This is a genomic window from Microbacterium sp. WCS2018Hpa-9 (assembly GCF_031843745.1).
Taxonomy (GTDB): Bacteria; Actinomycetota; Actinomycetes; order Actinomycetales; family Microbacteriaceae; genus Microbacterium.
In genome coordinates, this window is record NZ_JAVTIY010000006.1 from 90822 (window position 1) to 108471 (window position 17650).

Consider the following 17650-nt stretch of genomic DNA (forward strand, 5'->3'; position numbering starts at 1 on the left):
GAGCGAAGGGTCAGGAGCGAGCGGTCACGGGCACCCGCACGCGCTCGACGATCTGTCGGAGGGCGGCCTCGACGGGCTGGGCTCCGGCACGGTGCGCCCCGCGGGCCGGAAGAAGACGGTGCGCGAGAACGGGGACGATCAGCGCCGTCACGTCGTCGGGGATCACGAAGTCGCGGCCATCGAGCGCCGCCCACACCTTCGCGGCGCGGATCAACTGCAGGGTCGCCCTCGGACTCGCGCCGAGGTGCAGATTGGGGTCTGCGCGGGTCGCCTGGGCGAGTGCGACCGTGTACTCCTCGAGAGCCGGGGCGACGTGCACCGAACGGGCCCAGGCGATCAACCCCGAGATCGACCCCGCGTTCGCGACGGCTCTCACCGCGGCGAGCGGGTTCACGGTATCGCGCTGACGGAGCATCAGGGCTTCGGCGGCGGCGTCGGGGTAGCCCATCGAGATGCGCATCATGAACCGGTCCCGCTGAGCTTCGGGCAGCGCGTAGGTGCCCTCCATCTCGAGAGGATTCTGGGTCGCCACGACCAGGAAGGGGTTGGGAAGCATGTGCGTCGATCCGTCGACCGTCACCTGCCCCTCCTCCATGGCTTCGAGCAGCGCCGACTGCGTCTTGGGAGACGAGCGGTTGATCTCGTCGGCGATCACGATGTGCGCGAACACCGCGCCGCGCTTGAACTCGAACTCCCGATCGACAGGGTTGTAGACGCTCACACCCGTGACATCCCCGGGAAGGAGATCAGGCGTGAACTGGATGCGGCGGACGGTGGCATCCACACTCGCGGCCAGCGCGCGCGCCAGCACGGTCTTGCCGACCCCGGGCACATCCTCGATCAGCAGGTGTCCCTCGGCCAGCAGGCACACCAGGGCGCTGCGCACGGCATCCGGCTTTCCGTCGATCACCCGTCCGACGGACTCGACGATGGCAGACGTCTGCGCGGCGAACTGCTCGGCGTCGATGACTGCCGGGGTCAGGGGCGGGTTCTCTGGCATGCGTTCCCTCTCGCGTGGGCGCTGCGGTGCGCGTGATCTGATCGTAACCCGGCTGTCTACGGATGGGGTGGGAACCGTCATCCGACGCCGGGGCGCTGTGGCCCGCGTCGCGACCGTCAGCCCCAGACGCGGGCACGGGGCTCTGTGGTGTCGAGTCGTTCGTCGGCGCTGCGGGCGACCCGCAACAGCGCGAGCCCCTGAATCCCGGTGAGCTCCTGCAGCGTGCAGGTGCCGATCAGCGCCTGCCAGTGCTCACGGAAGCGTTCGGCGTCACCCCGACGGCGGGCGATCAGCCGAGGCACCGCGAGCAGAGTGCGTCCGGGGGAGAGGCGATCGGCGAGCCGCTCGAGCAGTCGCACTCGTGGCAGGCCGGCGGAGTCGATGCGCAGCAGGAAACGCGGAGTGCGCACCGGCGCGAAGAGCTCCTCGACGGCGTCTGCGATCACGCGCGCGTCGTGGGCTGAGCCTCCGAGCTCGATGCGGATCCGAGTCGGCTCCGCAATGTCCGGTCGCGCCGCGATCACGGACTCGTCGACGCGTCCGACCCGCTCCGCGTCGTGCAGGGTGCGGGCGACGGCGATCGCCGCCGCCCGGTAGATCTCGGCCGGCCGCCGACGGTCGCGCAGCAGCCGGGCGAGCATGCGCAGCGATGAGGCGGCGGCAGCGACGGCGCCACCACCGAGCGCGAGTGCGATCCAGAGCAGCGGGGCGACCTCGACTCCCGACGCGATGAGCACGCCGACGAGCCCGCCCACTCCGACGGTTCCGGTGACGAACGCTCCCACAGCACCGGCGCGCGCTGTCTGCGCGGTGCGCAGCAGGGGTGCGCGAGAGGTGCGGCGCACCGCCACGACCTCGCGTTCGCGCGGCTCATAGCGCTCGCCGATCCGCCACTCGCTCCTGGTGCTGCTCCGGGTCGGCCACCGGTCGCGCAGCAGCGCGTCGAGGTCGCCGATGGAGGTCGACGGGTCCTTGTCGAGCACCCGCTCCCACGCGTCGAAGGCCGCGGTGGGGAGCGCGTGGCCGAGTCCGCTCACGATCCGACCGTCGCCGTCGGCGCTCAGCCCCCACAGATGCGAATGACGGCGGCGCAGTCGACTCGGCTCAGACGAGTCGTCGAGGTCGACGTCCGAGGGGATCAGGCAGACGACCGACCAATTGTGCGCGACCTTCTCGGGCCAGGCCGGATCCAGGCGCAGGGTACGGCCCCGAAGCTGCTGCGTGCCCGATGACGTGGCCACGGTCGTGAGGTCGATCAAGGTGTTGACCGCCGGGCAGTCCCAGCCCTCGCCCAGAAGCCCTCGGGTGCCCACGAGCAGCCGCACGTCGCCTCGGCGGATCAGCTCCGACACCGCGGCGACGACGCGTCCGCTTCCGACGCCCCGCACCTCGAGATCTCGCACGGGCTCGGTGCCCGCGGCGACCTCTACGGGCTCGCCGAGCAGGTCGGCCAGCGCGTCCGCGAGGTCGACCGCATCCTCGGCGCGCACGCGCAGGTGCCGGGAGGTGAGCAGCACGGGCCGCAGCGTTGCGGTGACGCTGTCGACGGCGAGCAGATCGAACGTGCGCAGGGCCCCTGCCGGTGCGTCACCGGCCAGGCCGCGGTTGTTGCCGTGCTCGACGAAATCGGTGACGACGACGGCGCGGATGCGGTCGCCGTCGGTGCCGCCGAGCTCCCGGTGGAGGATCTCGACGGCAGCATGGTCTTTCGCCGCCGAGAACGCCAGCGTGCTCTCGACCGGGTTGCGGCCCCGACGGATGCCGCGGTCGGTGAGGGCGTAGCCGAAGTCTGCGAGAGAGCGCCGCACGTACTCCCACTGTCGCGCGGCGGCGGGGTCGGACAGCAGCCGCACCTGGGCGAAACGCGAGAGCACCGTGAGCAGGTCGTCGGTGGTGCAGCGCTCGAGCAGCACCGGCGGGATCGCGGCGACGAGCGGATGCCGCGGTGCGACCTCTCGCAGCACGACAGCGCAGGAGCGCGTGAGAGTGAAGTCCGTCGAGAACGCGCGGTCGAGGCGCGCGAGCGGTGTCGCGTCGTCGTCGGAGGCAGCTGCCGGTTGCAGCTGATGCTCGAGGTACGACACCGCGTCGGGCGTCGACAGCACCCGGGTGATCATGTCGTGCAGCAGGGCCTCGTGTCGACGGATGAAGCCGGCCTCCGCGGGTGTGGGTTCGGTGAACATCACGTGATCGCGATAGGGGGCCAGATGCCCCTCCTTCACCACGGCGGGGGTCGGCACCTCGTAGTCGACCTCGCCGAGCAGCTGGCTGTAGTTCTCGAACTCGGTCTCGTCGTCGGGAGACGGAAGGGTCGCCGTCAGGCCGATCAGCAGGGGCTCGACGCCGCTCTCGCGGATGCGACCGGCGAGGTACGCGACCACGATGGCCCAGTGATCGAGAAGATGATGGCTTTCGTCGAGCACGACCGTGCGCACACCCGCGGCGACGAGACGATCGATGAGGGCGACGGCGTTCGGATGCAGCACGCGGGCGAGTTCGGCGGGCCGTCTCCTCGCGAAGCGCGAGCGCACACGCCGGGAGCGGGAGCGGATGCCGCTGCGATACCGCCCAGGGTTGTCGATCGCGAGTTCGGCGAGCCACGTCGCCGCGTCGGCCTCGGCGCGGCCGGCCGCCGTGAGCTCCTCCACCCAGATCGATCGGGCCAGATCGTCGAAGGGCGAGCCGTCTCCGGTCACACTGAGCAGTTGATAGGTCAGCGCCGTGAGATCGCCGATCTGCGCGGGCTCGTCAGAGACTGCCGCAGCCTCGGGCGCCAGGGCCGCAGCGGTGCGCACCCACTGCTGACGGACCGTCACCGTCGGCGAGAGCACGAGGGTGCGATGCCCCTCCCGTGCGGCGAGCAGCAGGCCGAGCAGGGTCTTCCCTGAACCGGGCGGTGCGACGATGTGCAGCGGACCCGCGGCTCCCGGTGAGAGACGCTCGAGCACCTCGGACTGGTAGGTGCGCAGTGTGCCCTGAAAGCGCCACGTCGACAGGGGAGTGGCGGCGACGGGATCCATGACCTGCCCAGTCTGTCAAAGAGCGGGTGCCGACATCGGCTAGACTTGTCGACGGCTCTCCGCGTGGCGGCATCCAGGCCAATTCCCCCAGGGCGGAAACGCAGCAAGGGTAACCGGGCTCTGCTGGGTGCGCGGAGGGTCACTTTCTTTTTGTCAGCGTCCTCCGGGCCAGTCCTGACAGGATCGTGACGTGACAAGGCCAGATGTGATCAGCACCGCCGATTCCCCGCGCTCCAGTGCTCTCGGCCGTTTCGCAGCGCCGCTCCTGCTCGTCGCCCTGATGTGGGCTGTGCAGCTCGTCGATGCGGTCCTCCCCGGCTCCTTCACGGGATTCGGGCTCCGCTCCTGGGATCTCTCGGGCCTCGGCGGCATCGTCGTCGGTCCTCTCCTGCATGCGGATTGGGCGCACCTGATCGGCAACACCGTGCCGCTTCTCGTGCTCGGATGCCTCGTCGCTGTCGAGGGCGCACGCCGGTTCTGGATCGTCACCGTATTCGCCGCTGTGATCGGCGGCCTCGGCACGTGGCTCATGAACGCACCCGGGGCATTGACGGTCGGGGCGTCAGGGCTCGTCTTCGGCTACTTCGGGTACACCGTGATGCGGGTCTTCGCGCCGGGAAGGGTCGCACACCGCGTGCTCTACGCGATCGTCGCGCTCATCGTGATCGGCCTGTACGGCGGGTCCATGCTCGCCGGTGTCGTCGGCGTGCGAGAGGGCATCTCGTGGCAGGCGCACCTGTTCGGCGCGATCGGCGGCGGCCTCGCCGCGTTCGTCGGCAGGGGCAGCACCAAGACCCGGGGCGCATGAGCACGACCAGGAGCACCCGAGGCGCCGCGACGCGCAAGAAGCCCGCAGCGAAGAAGACGGCCGGCAAGAAGGCGGCGAGCAGGAAGCGCGCGAGCAGGAAGCCGCCGACCCGTCAGGGATCGCGCACGCGTCGTGCGTCGCCGCGCCGCCGAGCGCAGCGGCGGATGCAGCGTGCGAAGCTGCTGCGTCGCATCGCCCTGTCCGCTGCAGCCGTGATCGTCGTCGCGCTCGCCGCAGTGCTGATCCCGCTGGGGCTCGCTCACGAGAAGCCCCTGGCGATCTGCATCACCGATCCGACCACGTTCCCCGAGTCGGGCGTCGCGGGGTGGCAGGGCGAGCAGCTCGAGAACGCCGCGACCATCATGCAGACGGCGACCGCGCTCGGCTTCGGTCGTGACGGTCAGATCCTCGGGGTGATGACGGCGATGGGTGAGAGCAGCCTGAACAACATCGACTACGGAGACTGGGAGACGATCGGGTTCACAAACCCGGACGGCAGCCGAACGACGAGCATCGGCCTCTTCCAGCAGCAGCACTGGTGGGGGTCGGCCGAGCAGCGCATGGACCCGGCGACCGCCGCGACGCTGTTCTACGAGCGTCTTGCGAGGGTGCCCGACTGGCAGTCGATGGACCCGTCCCTCGCGATCCACCGGGTGCAGATCAACCTCGACCCCACCTACTACACGCGCTACGCGTCGGATGCCACGGCCGTGGTCGACGCTCTCTCGATGCCCTGCTGAGCGATTTCGCACGGCTGTCAACCCAGCGAGAACATGAGGTCGTGCACCTAGGGTGGAACTGTGGCGCAGAGCATATACATCACCTCGGCCGAAGGCCATACAGGCAAGTCGACCATCGCCCTCGGTGTGCTCGACGCGCTCATGCGCGTCACGCCCCGGGTCGGCGTCTTCCGCCCGATAGCGCGGTCGGTCACCGAGCGCGACGACGTGCTCGAACTGCTGCTCGCGCACGACGGGGTGCACCTCGACTATGAGGATTGCATCGGTGTGTCCTACGACGACGTGCGCGACGACCCCGACGGGGCGCTCTCGACGATCGTCGCCCGGTTCAAGGCCGTCGAGGCCCAGTGCGACGCCGTGGTCATCATCGGCAGCGACTACACCGATGTCGCCAGCCCCGCAGAGCTCGGGTACAACGCCCGGATCGCCGCGAACCTGGCAGCGCCCGTGCTGCTCGTGCTGAGCGGCCGTGATCAGCAGCGTCAGGCCGAGCAGCTGGGAACGACCACCGCCCGCCCTCCCGCGGCGGTCGGACAGATCGGGGCGCTCGCGCTCTCCGAACTCGACGTCGAGCGGGCCGAGCTGTTCGCGGTGATCGTGAATCGAGCCGACCCCGAGCAGCTCGCGGGCATCGAGGAGGCGGTCGCCGCGGTGCGTCCGCAGAAGACCACGCCCGTGTGGGCGATCCCCGAGGACCGCACCCTGGTGGCGCCGTCGATCAACGGCATCCTCGCCGCCGTCGACGGCCGTCTCATCAAGGGCGACCCTGATCGTCTCGCCCGCGAGGCGCTGACGATCGTGGTCGCCGGCATGTCGATGGTGAACGTGCTTCCTCGGCTCACCGACGAGTCGGTCGTGGTGATCCCCGCCGATCGCACCGAGGTGCTGCTGGCGACGCTGCTCGCCGATGCCTCCGGCACGTTCCCGCGGGTCGCGGGCATCATCCTCAACGGCCCTTTCCCGCTTCCCGAGCCGATCGTGCAGCTGCTCGACGGCTTCACCTCGACCGTGCCGATCATCGCGACCGACCTCGGCACCTACGACACCGCGGTGCGCGTGATGGGAGCGCGGGGTCGCATCTCTGCCGAGTCGCGCGGCCGCTACGATCGCGCGCTGGGGCTCTTCCAGACCCACGTCGACATCGCCGAGCTCACCACCCAGCTGGGTCTCGCCGAGTCGCGCGTCGTGACTCCGCTGATGTTCGAGTACGGACTCATCGAGCGCGCACGCTCCGACCGCCGACGCATCGTGCTGCCGGAGGGCGACGACGATCGCATCCTCCGCGCGGCCGCCACTCTGCTGGCGCGCGAGGTCGCAGACCTCACGATCCTCGGTGACGAGTCGGCGATCCGGGCCCGCGCAGTCGAGCTGGGCGTAGACATCTCGGCGGCGCAGGTGATCAGTCCGACCGATCCTGAGATGGTCGAGCGCTTCGCGACGGAATACGCGCGACTGCGTGCGCACAAGGGCATCACGCTGGCCCAGGCGGCCGACACCGTCACCGACGTCTCGTACTTCGGCACGATGATGGTGCACCTCGGGCTCGCCGACGGCATGGTCTCGGGCGCCGCCCACACGACGGCGCACACCATCCGCCCGTCGTTCGAGATCATCAAGACGAAACCGGGAGTCACCGTCGTCTCGAGCGTGTTCCTCATGGCGCTCGCCGACCGCGTGCTCGTCTACGGCGACTGCGCGGTGATCCCCGATCCGACCAGCGAGCAGCTGGCCGACATCGCGATCTCGTCGGCGGCCACCGCGCAGCAGTTCGGCATCGAGCCGCGCATCGCGATGCTGTCGTACTCGACCGGCGAATCCGGGTCGGGTGCCGACGTCGACAAGGTCCGCGCGGCCACCGCGCTCGTGCACGAGCGCGCGCCGCAGCTGCTCGTCGAGGGGCCCATCCAGTACGACGCCGCCGCAGACGCCGCGGTGGCGAAGGCGAAGCTCCCCGACTCCGAGGTGGCCGGCCGCGCGACCGTCTTCGTCTTCCCCGATCTCAACACCGGCAACAACACCTACAAGGCCGTGCAGCGCTCGGCGGGTGCCGTCGCGATCGGCCCGGTGCTGCAGGGACTCAACAAGCCGATCAACGACCTGTCACGCGGGGCACTGGTCGACGACATCGTCAACACGGTGGCGATCACCGCCATCCAGGCGCAGTCTGAAGGAGCGACCGCATGAGCGCCATCCTCGTCATCAACAGCGGGTCCTCGTCGCTCAAGTACAGCCTGATCGACATCGAGAACGAGAATGAGCTCGCCGCAGGGCTCATCGAGCGGATCGGGCAGGATCTCAGCGCGATCCGGCACACGGTCCGTCCGGACACCACCGCGGATGCCGTCGTGGCGATGCTCGATGCCTCATACGACTCGGAGCGCCCCGTCGCCGATCACGGTGCCGCGTTCACGGTGATGCTCGAGCAGTTCGCCAAGCACGGCCCGCTGCTCGACGAGCATCCTCCGGTCGCCGTCGGTCACCGCGTGGTGCATGGCGGGGCGCGGTTCTATGGGCCGACCATCGTCACCAAGAACGTCGAGGAGCAGATCGAGGAGCTCTCGGTGCTCGCCCCCTTGCACAACCCCGCGAACCTGGCCGGCATCGTCGCGGCGAAGGCGATGTTCTCGGGCGTCCCGCATGTCGCGGTGTTCGACACGGCCTTCCATCAGACCCTGCCTCCGGCCGCCTACACCTACGCGATCGACGCCGAGCTCGCCGCGGAGCACCGGGTGCGCCGATACGGATTCCACGGCACCAGCCACCAGTTCGTGAGCGAGTCGGCGGCCGCGTTCCTCGAACGCGACCTCGGCACGCTGCGGCAGCTCGTCTTCCACCTCGGCAACGGCGCATCGGTGACCGCGATCGATGGCGGTCGATCGGTCGAGACCTCGATGGGGCTGACGCCGCTCGAGGGGCTCGTGATGGGAACCCGTTCGGGAGACCTCGACCCTGCGGCGCTGGTGCATCTGTCGCGGAGAGCCGGATACTCGATCGACGAGCTCGACGCGCTCCTGAACTCGCGCAGCGGTCTGAAGGGACTCGCCGGGCGCAGCGACATGCGCGACATCCTCGCGGGCAGGGACGCCGGAGACGCGGCGGCGACGCTCGCCTTCGACGTCTACATCCACCGGCTGCGCGCCTACGCGGGGTCGTACATCGCCCAGCTCGGCGGTGTCGACGTGATCTCCTTCACCGCGGGCGTCGGCGAGAACGCGGCCGCCGTGCGTGCAGAGGCGATGGCCACCCTCGGATTCGCCGGGGTCGAGATCGATGAGGGGCGCAACTCCGCGCGGCAGCGCGGCATCCGACGCATCTCCACCGACGAATCGCGAGTCGCCGTGCTCGTCGTGCCCACGAACGAAGAGCTCGAGATCGCCAGACAGACTTCCCGCATGCTCTGATCGACACGCCTCGGGGGTTACCGCCCGGTGCCGGGCCGCACTACGCTTGCACAGTGGCACGGAGAGGTGCCGGAACAACCCCTCGTCCTTCTCCTGGAGGCTCCTGTGCCCGAAGCCCTGCCCGATCCGCTCCGCGCCGAAGGCGTCCTGTTCGACCTCGACGGGGTGCTGACGCCGACCGCCGAGGTGCACATGAGCGCCTGGAAGGTCGTGTTCGACGACGTCTTCGAACGCTGGGGCATCACGCCTGCGTACTCGGACGCCGATTACTTCGACTACGTCGACGGCAAGAAGCGCTATGACGGCGTGGCGAGCCTGCTTCGCAGCCGCAACGTCGAGATCCCGTGGGGAGCGGTCGACGACCCGCCCGAGGCCGAGACCATCTGCGGTATCGGCAATCGCAAGAACGCCGCATTCGCCGAGTCCCTCCGGGGCGAGGGCATCGCCCCGTTCCCCGGCTCGCTCGCGCTCGTCGAGAAGCTGCACGCCGCCGGCATCCCGATCGGCGTGGTCTCGAGCTCCAAGAACGCCGAAGAGGTGCTCGCGGCCGCCGGCCTCCGCTCGTTCTTCCGCGTCGTGGTCGACGGTGTCGTCGCAGAACGCGACAACCTCGCCTCGAAGCCCGCCGCCGACATGTTCAGCGCCGGCGCCGTAGCTCTGGGCGTGGACCCTGCCCGCAGCATCGCCATCGAGGATGCGACCTCGGGGGCGGCCTCCGCGGCCGCCGCGGGGTTCGCGATCGTCGTCGGCGTCGACCGCGGCACCGGAGCCGACGCGCTGCGCGCCGCCGGTGCGACTGTCGTCGTCAGCGATCTCGACGTGTTCGTCGACGCTGCGGCCGACCGGGCCGCGCACTCCGATTCAGACTCCGCCGACCAGCACACCCGCTCAGACAACGAGGAGACCGCATGATCGATCGCGACCGCTTCCCCGTAGACCCCTGGCGACTCATCGAGACGCGCTACTCCGAAGACGGAGTGGCCGAGACCCTGTTCGCCGTCGGCAACGGCTACCTCGGGCTCAGGGGCAACCACATCGAGGGTCGAGGCGCCCACGAGCACGGCACCTTCATCAACGGTCTGCACGAGACCTGGCCGATCCGGCACGCCGAGCAGGCCTACGGCTTCGCCGAGGTCGGGCAGACGATCGTCAACGCCCCCGATGCCAAGGTCATGCGGGTGTACGTCGACGACGAGCCGATCTCGTTCGACGAGGCCGACGTGCGCGAGTACCGCCGCACGCTCGACATGCGCACCGGCGTGCTCGAGCGCGTCGTGGTGTGGGAGACGCCGTCCGGCAAGCGCGTGCGCATGCGCGACGAGCGCATCGTCAGCTTCGAGGAGCGCCACCTCGCCGTGCTCCGCCTCGAGGTCGTCGTCGAGAACGCCGACGCCCCCGTCACCGTCAGCTGCCAGATGATCAACCGCCAGGACGGCGCCGGCGTGTACGCGGGCACCCCCAACCAGGCGAAGGGCGGATTCGATCCGCGCAAGGCCGAGAAGATCGCCGAGCGCGTGCTCGAGCCCGGCGAGTACTGGCAGGACGGATTGCGCTCGGCGCTGTCGTACAGCGTCGCCGACTCCGGCATGACGGTCGCCGTCGTCGCCGATCACATCATCGAGACCGAGAACGACTACACGTCGCGCACGCTGATCGAGGCCGACATCTCGAAGAACGTGTTCCGCGTGCAGGCCAAGGCCGGGGTGCCCATCACGGTCACCAAGCTCGTCAGCTACCACACCTCGCGGGGCGTGCCGGCTCGCGAGCTCGTCGACCGCTGCCGTCGGTCCCTCGACCGCGTCGCGTTCGAGGGCGTCCAGGCGCAGTTCGACCGGCAGGCCGACTGGCTCGCCGCCTTCTGGGGCCGCAGCGACGTGCAGATCGGCGGGCACGACGACATCCAGCAGGCGACCCGCTGGTGCCTCCTGCAGCTCGCCCAGGCCTCGGCGCGTGCCGACGGGACCGGAGTGCCCGCGAAGGGCGTCTCGGGGTCCGGATACAGCGGCCACTACTTCTGGGACACCGAGATCTATGTGCTCCCGTTCCTCACGTACACGTCGCCGCAGTGGGCGCGCAACGCACTGCGGGCGCGAGTGCTCATGCTCCCGGCGGCCCGCCGCAGGGCCGCGCAGCTCAATGAAGCGGGCGCCCTGTTTCCCTGGCGCACGATCAACGGCGAAGAGGCGTCGGCCTATTACGCGGCCGGCACCGCGCAGTACCACATCAACGCCGACGTCAGCTTCGCGCTCGGCAAGTACGTGCGGGCGACCGGCGACGAGGACTTCCTGCGACGCGAGGGCATCGACATCGCCATCGAGACGGCTCGCCTGTGGGCGACGCTCGGCTTCTGGCGCACCTCGCGGCTCGTCGCCGACACGAAGGACGACGACGGCATCGAGACCTTCCACATCCACGGTGTGACCGGGCCCGACGAGTACACCACGGTCGTCAACGACAACCTGTACACCAACGTCATGGCACGCTACAACCTCCGCTACGCGGCGAGGGTCGTGCGCGAGGCGCAGGAGGCCAACGGCGAGGAGTTCGCCAGGGTCGTCGAGCGCACCGGGCTCGCCGAGGGTGAGGCGGAGGGATGGGAGCGCGCCGCCGACGCGATGTTCATCCCGTTCAGCGAGCGGCTCGGCATCCATCCGCAGGATTCGCTGTTCCTCGAGCGCGAGGTCTGGGATCTGGCCCACACGCCGAAGGAGCAGCGGCCGCTGCTGCTGCACTTCCACCCGCTCGTCATCTACCGGTTCCAGGTGCTCAAGCAGGCGGATGTCGTGCTCGCGCTGTTCCTGCAGGGGAACCACTTCACGCCGGAGGAGAAGAAGGCGGACTTCGACTACTACGACCCGCTGACCACCGGCGACTCGACGCTGTCGGCGGTCGTGCAGTCGATCCTCGCAGCCGAGGTCGGCTACCAGGATCTCGCTCTGCAGTACTTCCGGCAGTCGCTGTTCGTCGACCTGCACGACCTGCACCACAACGCGGCCGACGGCGTGCACGTCGCCTCCGCCGGTGGCGTGTGGACGGCTCTCGTGTGCGGCTTCGGCGGCATGCGCGACTACGCCGGCGAGCTCAGCTTCGACCCTCGGCTGCCTGCCGACTGGCCGTCGCTGTCGTACCCCCTGCAGTGGCAGGGGTCGGCGTTGCAGATCACGCTCACGACGGACGAACTGCGCGTCCGCGTGCTCACCGGAGACCCGGTGCCGTTCACTGTGCGCGATGCCGCCTACATCGCCACGGCCGAGCAGGAGGTCGTCGTGCCGCTCGCGGATCAGGGACCGCTGATCCCGGGGCGCCCGTCGCTGCGGCAGTTCGCCGACGCTCTTCGAGAAGACGGCACGCGCCTGTCGGCATCCGTCCCGGTGATCACGACCGCGATCCCCATCATCGAACCGATCGACTGAGGGTGCTGATCACCGCAGCGCTGTTCGGGCTCGCGCCTGCGCTGCTCCTGCTCGCGCTCGCGGTGGTCGAGCGTGCGCGCTCGGCGCAGCGCGTCGCGTCGCCGGGAGCGCGGTTCGCGCCGGCAGAAGGCGCGACCGTGCTGTACGACGCGCTGCTGCTGAACGCGGATCGCAAGGCGGTCGCCGCCGCTCTGATCGACCTGGCCGTGCAGCGCAAGGTGCGGCTGCTGGTCGACGCAGATGTCGAGAAGTCCGGCGGGTCGCGAAAACGTGCGCCTGTCGGCATGGAGATCGTCGAGGGCGCGACGTTCACGCCCGAGGAGCTCAGCGTCCTCGAGGCGCTGTTCGGTCCGGACCACACTCCGGGGCGGGTGCGGCGGTTCAGCTCGGATGCTCGGGCTCTGCACCGTCGCGTGCACGGCGTCATCGACGAGACGGAGAAGCGACTCGCATCCGCGGGGCTCATCGCCCGAGGCCGACGCGGGTGGGCCACGTTCCTGATCCGCGTCGCCGCAGTGCTGGTGATCGGGGTCTGCCTCCTCCTGCTCCTCGCCGCCTGGGCGGTGAGCGAACCGGGTGCCGCGCTCTACGTGGTGCTGATCGCCGGTCTGGCCGTCGCGATCGCCGCCATCGTGATCGCACCGCGGCCCTGGCGCCGATTCCACCCGGCCGCGCAGCCGATGCGCGCGCATCTCGCCGGGATGCGCGAGTACATCGCCCTCGCCGAGGCGGAGCCGCTGCGGTTCTCGCAGTCGGCCGGGGGAGCAGAGCTGAGGGCGGATGTCTCTCCTGAGGCCTCGAGCGCACGACTGCAGAGGTTCCTGCTCAACGAGCGACTGCTGCCGTATGCGGTGCTCTTCGGCCTCGAACGATCGTGGACGGCGGTGCTGCAGACCGAGTCGCGCGAGCTGCGTGTCGCCGAGGGGATCGACGGCGCCATGGAGGTGGCGGGGGCCGTGATCGACGTGATCGAGCTGGTGGGCGGCGTCGTTCATCTCGTGAGTGCGGTCGGCGAGCTCGTCGACGCGACCGGTGGGGTGGTCGAGGTCGTCGGTGGCGTCTTCGAGGTCGTGTCGTCGTGATTCCTCCCCGCACCTCGGCGGTCTGAGGGGCGCGTCGGGGATCCCCGGCATCATCGTCGGAGGCCGTCTGCCGGAACGTCCGTGGCACGCCGTAGGCTGTTCTGGTGACCACAGCCCTCTACCGCCGCTACCGCCCCGAGTCGTTCGGCGAGATGATCGGGCAGTCCCAGGTGACCGAACCCCTGATGACCGCCCTCCGCGGCGACCGTGTCGGCCACGCATATCTGTTCTCCGGGCCCCGCGGGTGCGGAAAGACGACGTCTGCGCGCATCCTCGCCCGCTGCCTCAACTGCGCCGAGGGTCCGACCGATGTGCCGTGCGGCACGTGCCCGAGCTGCGTAGAGCTGTCCCGCGCCGGTGGCGGTTCGCTCGACGTGGTCGAGATCGATGCGGCCAGCCACAACGGCGTCGACGACGCCCGTGACCTGCGCGAGCGGGCGACGTTCGCCCCCAGCCGTGATCGCTACAAGATCTTCATCCTCGACGAGGCGCACATGGTGACGCCGCAGGGGTTCAACGCGCTCCTCAAGCTCGTCGAAGAGCCGCCGGAGCACGTGAAGTTCATCTTCGCGACGACCGAGCCCGAGAAGGTGCTCGGCACGATCCGCTCGCGCACGCACCACTACCCGTTCCGTCTGGTGCCTCCGGCCGCGATGCTCGAGTACGTCGAGAAGCTGTGCGGCGAAGAGGGCGTGATCGTCGAGAAGGGTGTGCTGCCGCTCGTCGTCCGTGCCGGAGGCGGGTCGCCGCGTGACACGCTCTCGCTGCTCGACCAGCTGATCGCCGGTTCCGATTCGCCAGCCGGGTCCGAGACCGTGACCGTCGCCTACGAGCGCGCGGTGGCGCTGCTCGGCTACACGCACGCGGCGCTGCTCGACGAGATCGTCGATGCGCTCGCCGCCGCCGATGCGGCCGCGGCGTTCCCCGCCATCGATCGAGTGGTGCAGACCGGCCAGGACCCCCGGCGTTTCGTCGACGACCTGCTCGAGCGCCTGCGCGACCTGATCGTGATCGCGGCCGTCGGAGCCGGGGCATCCTCCGTGCTTCGCGGCATCGCCGCCGACGAGCTCGCTCGCATGCGCACGCAGGCCGAATCCTTCGGATCGGCGCGGCTGTCGCGCACGGCCGACATCGTCAGCGCCGCTCTCGACGACATGTCGGGCGCGACGTCGCCCCGACTGCACCTCGAGCTGATGGTCGCTCGTGTGCTCGCCTCTGGAGGGGGAGCGGGGGCGGTCGCGGCCGCTCCCTCCGCGCAGAGTGCGGCGCCGGCACGGGCCACGGCTCCTGCTGCGCCTCAGCCTGCCGCTGCCGCCCCGGCTCAACCAGCTGCGGCTGCTCAGCCCGCTGCCGCGGCTGCTCAGCCCGCTGCCGAGCACGTCGACACCGAGCCGGCTGACGCCGGGTCGATCGGTGACGCGGCCGGGACCCCTGCGGCCGAGAACCCGGAAGCCGAGGCATCGGGCGACGCGACGTCGAGCACTCCGCCCACCGCACCGGCTGCCGATCCTGCCGCTCCGTCGGGTCCGGTCGCGTTCGAGCAGATCACCGCCGCCTGGCCGGCCGTGCTCAAGCGACTCGAGAGTGTCAGCCGCACGTCGTGGCTGCTGGCCACCGCGGTTCAGCCGCTCGCATTCGTCACCGAGACCGAGGTGCTGACCCTCGGCTTCGCCAGTCAGCACGACGTGGCGAAGTTCAAGGGCACGACGCCGGGTTCCGGCCCGTCCGATCATCTGCGCGGAGCCATCGAGCAAGAGCTCGGTGTGCGGGTCAAGTACCTGCCTGCTCCGATGCCGGCTGGTGGTGCGCCTCGCCAGCCCTCGTCGCCCTCGGCGGCGCGCCCGACAGACGACGCGCCCGCATCGGAGCCTGCGTCAGCGGGTTCACCGCGCGCTCAGTCACCACGTCCTCAGGCCCCGCGCGCTGAGACGCCGGACGCTCGGACATCACCTCCGCCGAAGGACGGTGCCTCTGCAGTCCCGGTGACCGAGTGGGCGGTCGCGTCGATTCCGGCATCCGAGGTCGTAGTGCCGGGGCCGGTGCCGGCCCCGGTGCCCGTCCCTGCGCCCGCCGCGGTGACAGCCACGCAGGCCACGCCTGCCGCAGCGCCGACGCCGACGACCTCGACTCCGAGTGATGATCGGCCAGGCGGGGCAGACGAGCCGCCGCCTTCCCTCGACGACGAGCCGCCCTATTTCGACGACGAGCCGCCCTACGACCCGTCTTACGAGCCTGCGCCGCCGTCGCAGGCCGCACCGACGGCCGCCCGCGCGCAGTCGGCGTCTCCCTCGGCATCCGCGCGGTCGACGCCTGTGCAGGCAGCCCCGGTGCGCAGAGTGGCTTCGGCCGCAGCAGCCCCGGTGATCACCGAGCGCACCCCCGCCGGGGGAGTCCAGCGCTACGGCGAGGCCGTGATCCGCCAGGTGCTCGGCGCGACGTTCGTTCGCGAAGAGCCCTACGAGCCCCCGACGAGGTTCTCCTGATGTATGACGGAATCGTCCAGGAGCTGATCGACGAGTTCGGTCGGCTCCCCGGAATCGGCCCCAAGTCCGCGCAGCGCATCGCATTCCACATCCTGCAGACACCGACGTTCGACGTCGCGCGGCTCGCCGAGCTGCTCGTCGAGGTGCGGGTGCGGGTGCGTTTCTGCGAGATCTGCGGCAACGTCTCAGAGCAGGATCGCTGCGCGATCTGCCGCGACCCCAGACGCAACCCTGCCCTCATCTGCGTGGTCGAAGACGCGAAGGACGTCGCCGCGATCGAACGCACACGAGAGTTCCGTGGTCTCTACCACGTGCTCGGCGGAGCGATCAGCCCGATCGCCGGCATCGGGCCAGACGACCTGCGCATCGCGCAGCTGATGACTCGTCTCGCCGACGCCACGGTGCAGGAGGTCATCCTCGCGACGAACCCCAACCTCGAGGGTGAGGCGACGGCCAGCTATCTCAGCCGTCTGCTCACCACCATGCAGATCACCGTGTCGCGCCTCGCCTCCGGCCTTCCGGTCGGCGGCGACCTCGAATACGCCGACGAGGTCACCCTCGGGCGCGCATTCGAGGGCCGGCGCGTGCTGTGAACACGCAGGGCGGCTTCACTCGGCGCGGCTGGCTGCTCTTCGGGGCGATGGCGCTGCTGTGGGGCGTGCCCTACCTGTTCATCAGCATCGCGGTCGAGTCGCTCTCGCCTCCGGCCATCGTCGCGGGGCGCACCCTCATCGCGGCCCTGCTGCTCCTGCCGTTCGCGTTCACAGGCGGTGCGCTGAGAGCGGCGTGGAAGCACTGGCCCTGGGTCCTCGCCTTCGGGCTCGTCGAGATGGCGGGTCCGTTCGTGCTGCTGGGGCACGCCGAGATGACCCTGCCCTCAGGCATGACCGGTCTGCTCGTCGCCACCGTGCCGCTGTTCGCCGCCCTCATCGCCCTGGGCGGCGGAGACCGGGGCGTCCTGCGTCCGTCGCGCGGAATCGGTCTTCTCGTGGGCTTCATCGGAGTCGCGATCGTCGTCGCCGGGCCCGGCCTCTTCGGCGGCGAGGTCAGTCTGCTCGCGGCCGGCGAGGTGCTGCTGGTCGCGATCCTCTATGCGATCGCGCCCTTCATCGTCGCGCGCAAGCTGAACGATGTCCCCTCGCTCGGCACCATCACGCTGTCGCTGTTGATGATCGGTGTGATCTATCTGCCCATCGGTCTGCTCACGCAGCACGAGGTGCCGACGCTGCCCTCGATCTTCGCGCTCCTCGCGCTCGCGGTCATCTGCACCGCGGTCGCCTTCCTCGCCTTCTTCGCGCTCATCCGCGAGGTCGGGCCTGTTCGCGCGCCGCTGTTCACCTACGTCAACCCGGTCGTGGCGATCATCCTCGGCGCGATCGTCCTCTCCGAGCCCCTGACGCCGGGTCTGCTCCTCGGTTTCCCGCTCATCATCGTCGGATGCTGGTTCGCCGCCACGGGCGGACGCCTCCGCCCGCCGGCATCCGCCGCTCCCGACCTGGCTGTCACGCCGCTGCCGCCGGCTCCCTGACCTCGCTGCCGAGCACAACTTCGGATGTCGTGGGCGACGCGCCGCGGGTGACCCCTGAGACCGGCGGGTCCGTCGCCAGGTCCGAAGCTGTGCCCGCCCAGACCTGACCTGCCCCGCCCGGGGGCGTCACATGCGAAGAAGCGCATATGCGCCGATCGTAGAATGAGGGTGGGCG

The 17650-nt window shown here is 70.0% G+C and carries 12 protein-coding genes and 1 other RNA gene; 11 read left to right on the top strand and 2 right to left on the bottom strand.

The features are described from left to right. Positions 1-10: 10 nt before the first annotated feature. Positions 11-1000 carry a MoxR family ATPase gene (locus RQG82_RS13430; protein ID WP_311259560.1) on the bottom strand — a complete coding sequence of 330 codons (990 nt, stop codon included), beginning with the start codon at positions 998-1000 and terminating at the stop codon, positions 11-13. A 116-nt stretch (positions 1001-1116) separates the two neighbouring features. Continuing rightward, positions 1117-4020: a DEAD/DEAH box helicase family protein gene (locus RQG82_RS13435; protein ID WP_311259561.1), complete on the bottom strand. Its 2904-nt coding sequence runs from the start codon at positions 4018-4020 to the stop codon at positions 1117-1119. A 50-nt stretch (positions 4021-4070) separates the two neighbouring features. On the opposite strand from RQG82_RS13435, the gene ffs reads away from it, so the two are divergent. The 11 genes from ffs to RQG82_RS13490 all read left to right on the top strand — a co-directional run bounded on the left by ffs (position 4071) and on the right by RQG82_RS13490 (position 17475). Continuing rightward, an RNA gene (ffs, locus tag RQG82_RS13440) (signal recognition particle sRNA small type) lies at positions 4071-4167 on the top strand. 43 nt (positions 4168-4210) lie between these two features. After that, a complete protein-coding gene (locus RQG82_RS13445) occupies positions 4211-4828 on the top strand; it encodes a rhomboid family intramembrane serine protease (protein WP_311259562.1) in 618 nt (205 codons plus the stop codon). Then, a complete protein-coding gene (locus RQG82_RS13450; RefSeq protein ID WP_311259563.1) occupies positions 4825-5568 on the top strand; it encodes a hypothetical protein in 744 nt (247 codons plus the stop codon). Before RQG82_RS13445 ends, RQG82_RS13450 begins: the two co-directional genes overlap by 4 nt. A gap of 60 nt (positions 5569-5628) precedes the next feature. Further along, entirely contained in the window at positions 5629-7752 is a 2124-nt protein-coding gene (gene pta / locus RQG82_RS13455; RefSeq protein WP_311259564.1) for a phosphate acetyltransferase, read from the top strand. Continuing rightward, positions 7749-8969, top strand: coding sequence for an acetate kinase (locus RQG82_RS13460; protein WP_311259566.1), 1221 nt, complete (start codon positions 7749-7751; stop codon positions 8967-8969). The genes pta and RQG82_RS13460 overlap by 4 nt, the downstream gene beginning before the upstream one ends. 105 nt (positions 8970-9074) lie before the next feature. Then, positions 9075-9881, top strand: coding sequence for an HAD-IA family hydrolase (locus RQG82_RS13465; protein ID WP_311259567.1), 807 nt, complete (start codon positions 9075-9077; stop codon positions 9879-9881). Continuing rightward, a complete protein-coding gene (locus RQG82_RS13470; protein WP_311259568.1) occupies positions 9878-12382 on the top strand; it encodes a glycosyl hydrolase family 65 protein in 2505 nt (834 codons plus the stop codon). The genes RQG82_RS13465 and RQG82_RS13470 overlap by 4 nt, the downstream gene beginning before the upstream one ends. A 2-nt stretch (positions 12383-12384) precedes the next feature. Then, positions 12385-13464 (top strand): DUF2207 family protein, encoded by a 1080-nt coding sequence (locus RQG82_RS13475; protein ID WP_311259569.1) that lies wholly within the window; start codon positions 12385-12387, stop codon positions 13462-13464. Between the two features lie 104 nt (positions 13465-13568). Continuing rightward, positions 13569-15947 carry a DNA polymerase III subunit gamma and tau gene (locus RQG82_RS13480; RefSeq protein WP_311259570.1) on the top strand — a complete coding sequence of 793 codons (2379 nt, stop codon included), beginning with the start codon at positions 13569-13571 and terminating at the stop codon, positions 15945-15947. Beyond that, positions 15947-16540, top strand: a complete 594-nt coding sequence (recR, locus tag RQG82_RS13485) for a recombination mediator RecR (protein WP_140037790.1) — start codon at positions 15947-15949, stop codon at positions 16538-16540. The genes RQG82_RS13480 and recR overlap by 1 nt, the downstream gene beginning before the upstream one ends. Next, positions 16537-17475 carry an EamA family transporter gene (locus RQG82_RS13490; RefSeq protein ID WP_311259571.1) on the top strand — a complete coding sequence of 313 codons (939 nt, stop codon included), beginning with the start codon at positions 16537-16539 and terminating at the stop codon, positions 17473-17475. Before recR ends, RQG82_RS13490 begins: the two co-directional genes overlap by 4 nt. The last annotated feature ends 175 nt before the right edge of the window (positions 17476-17650 follow it).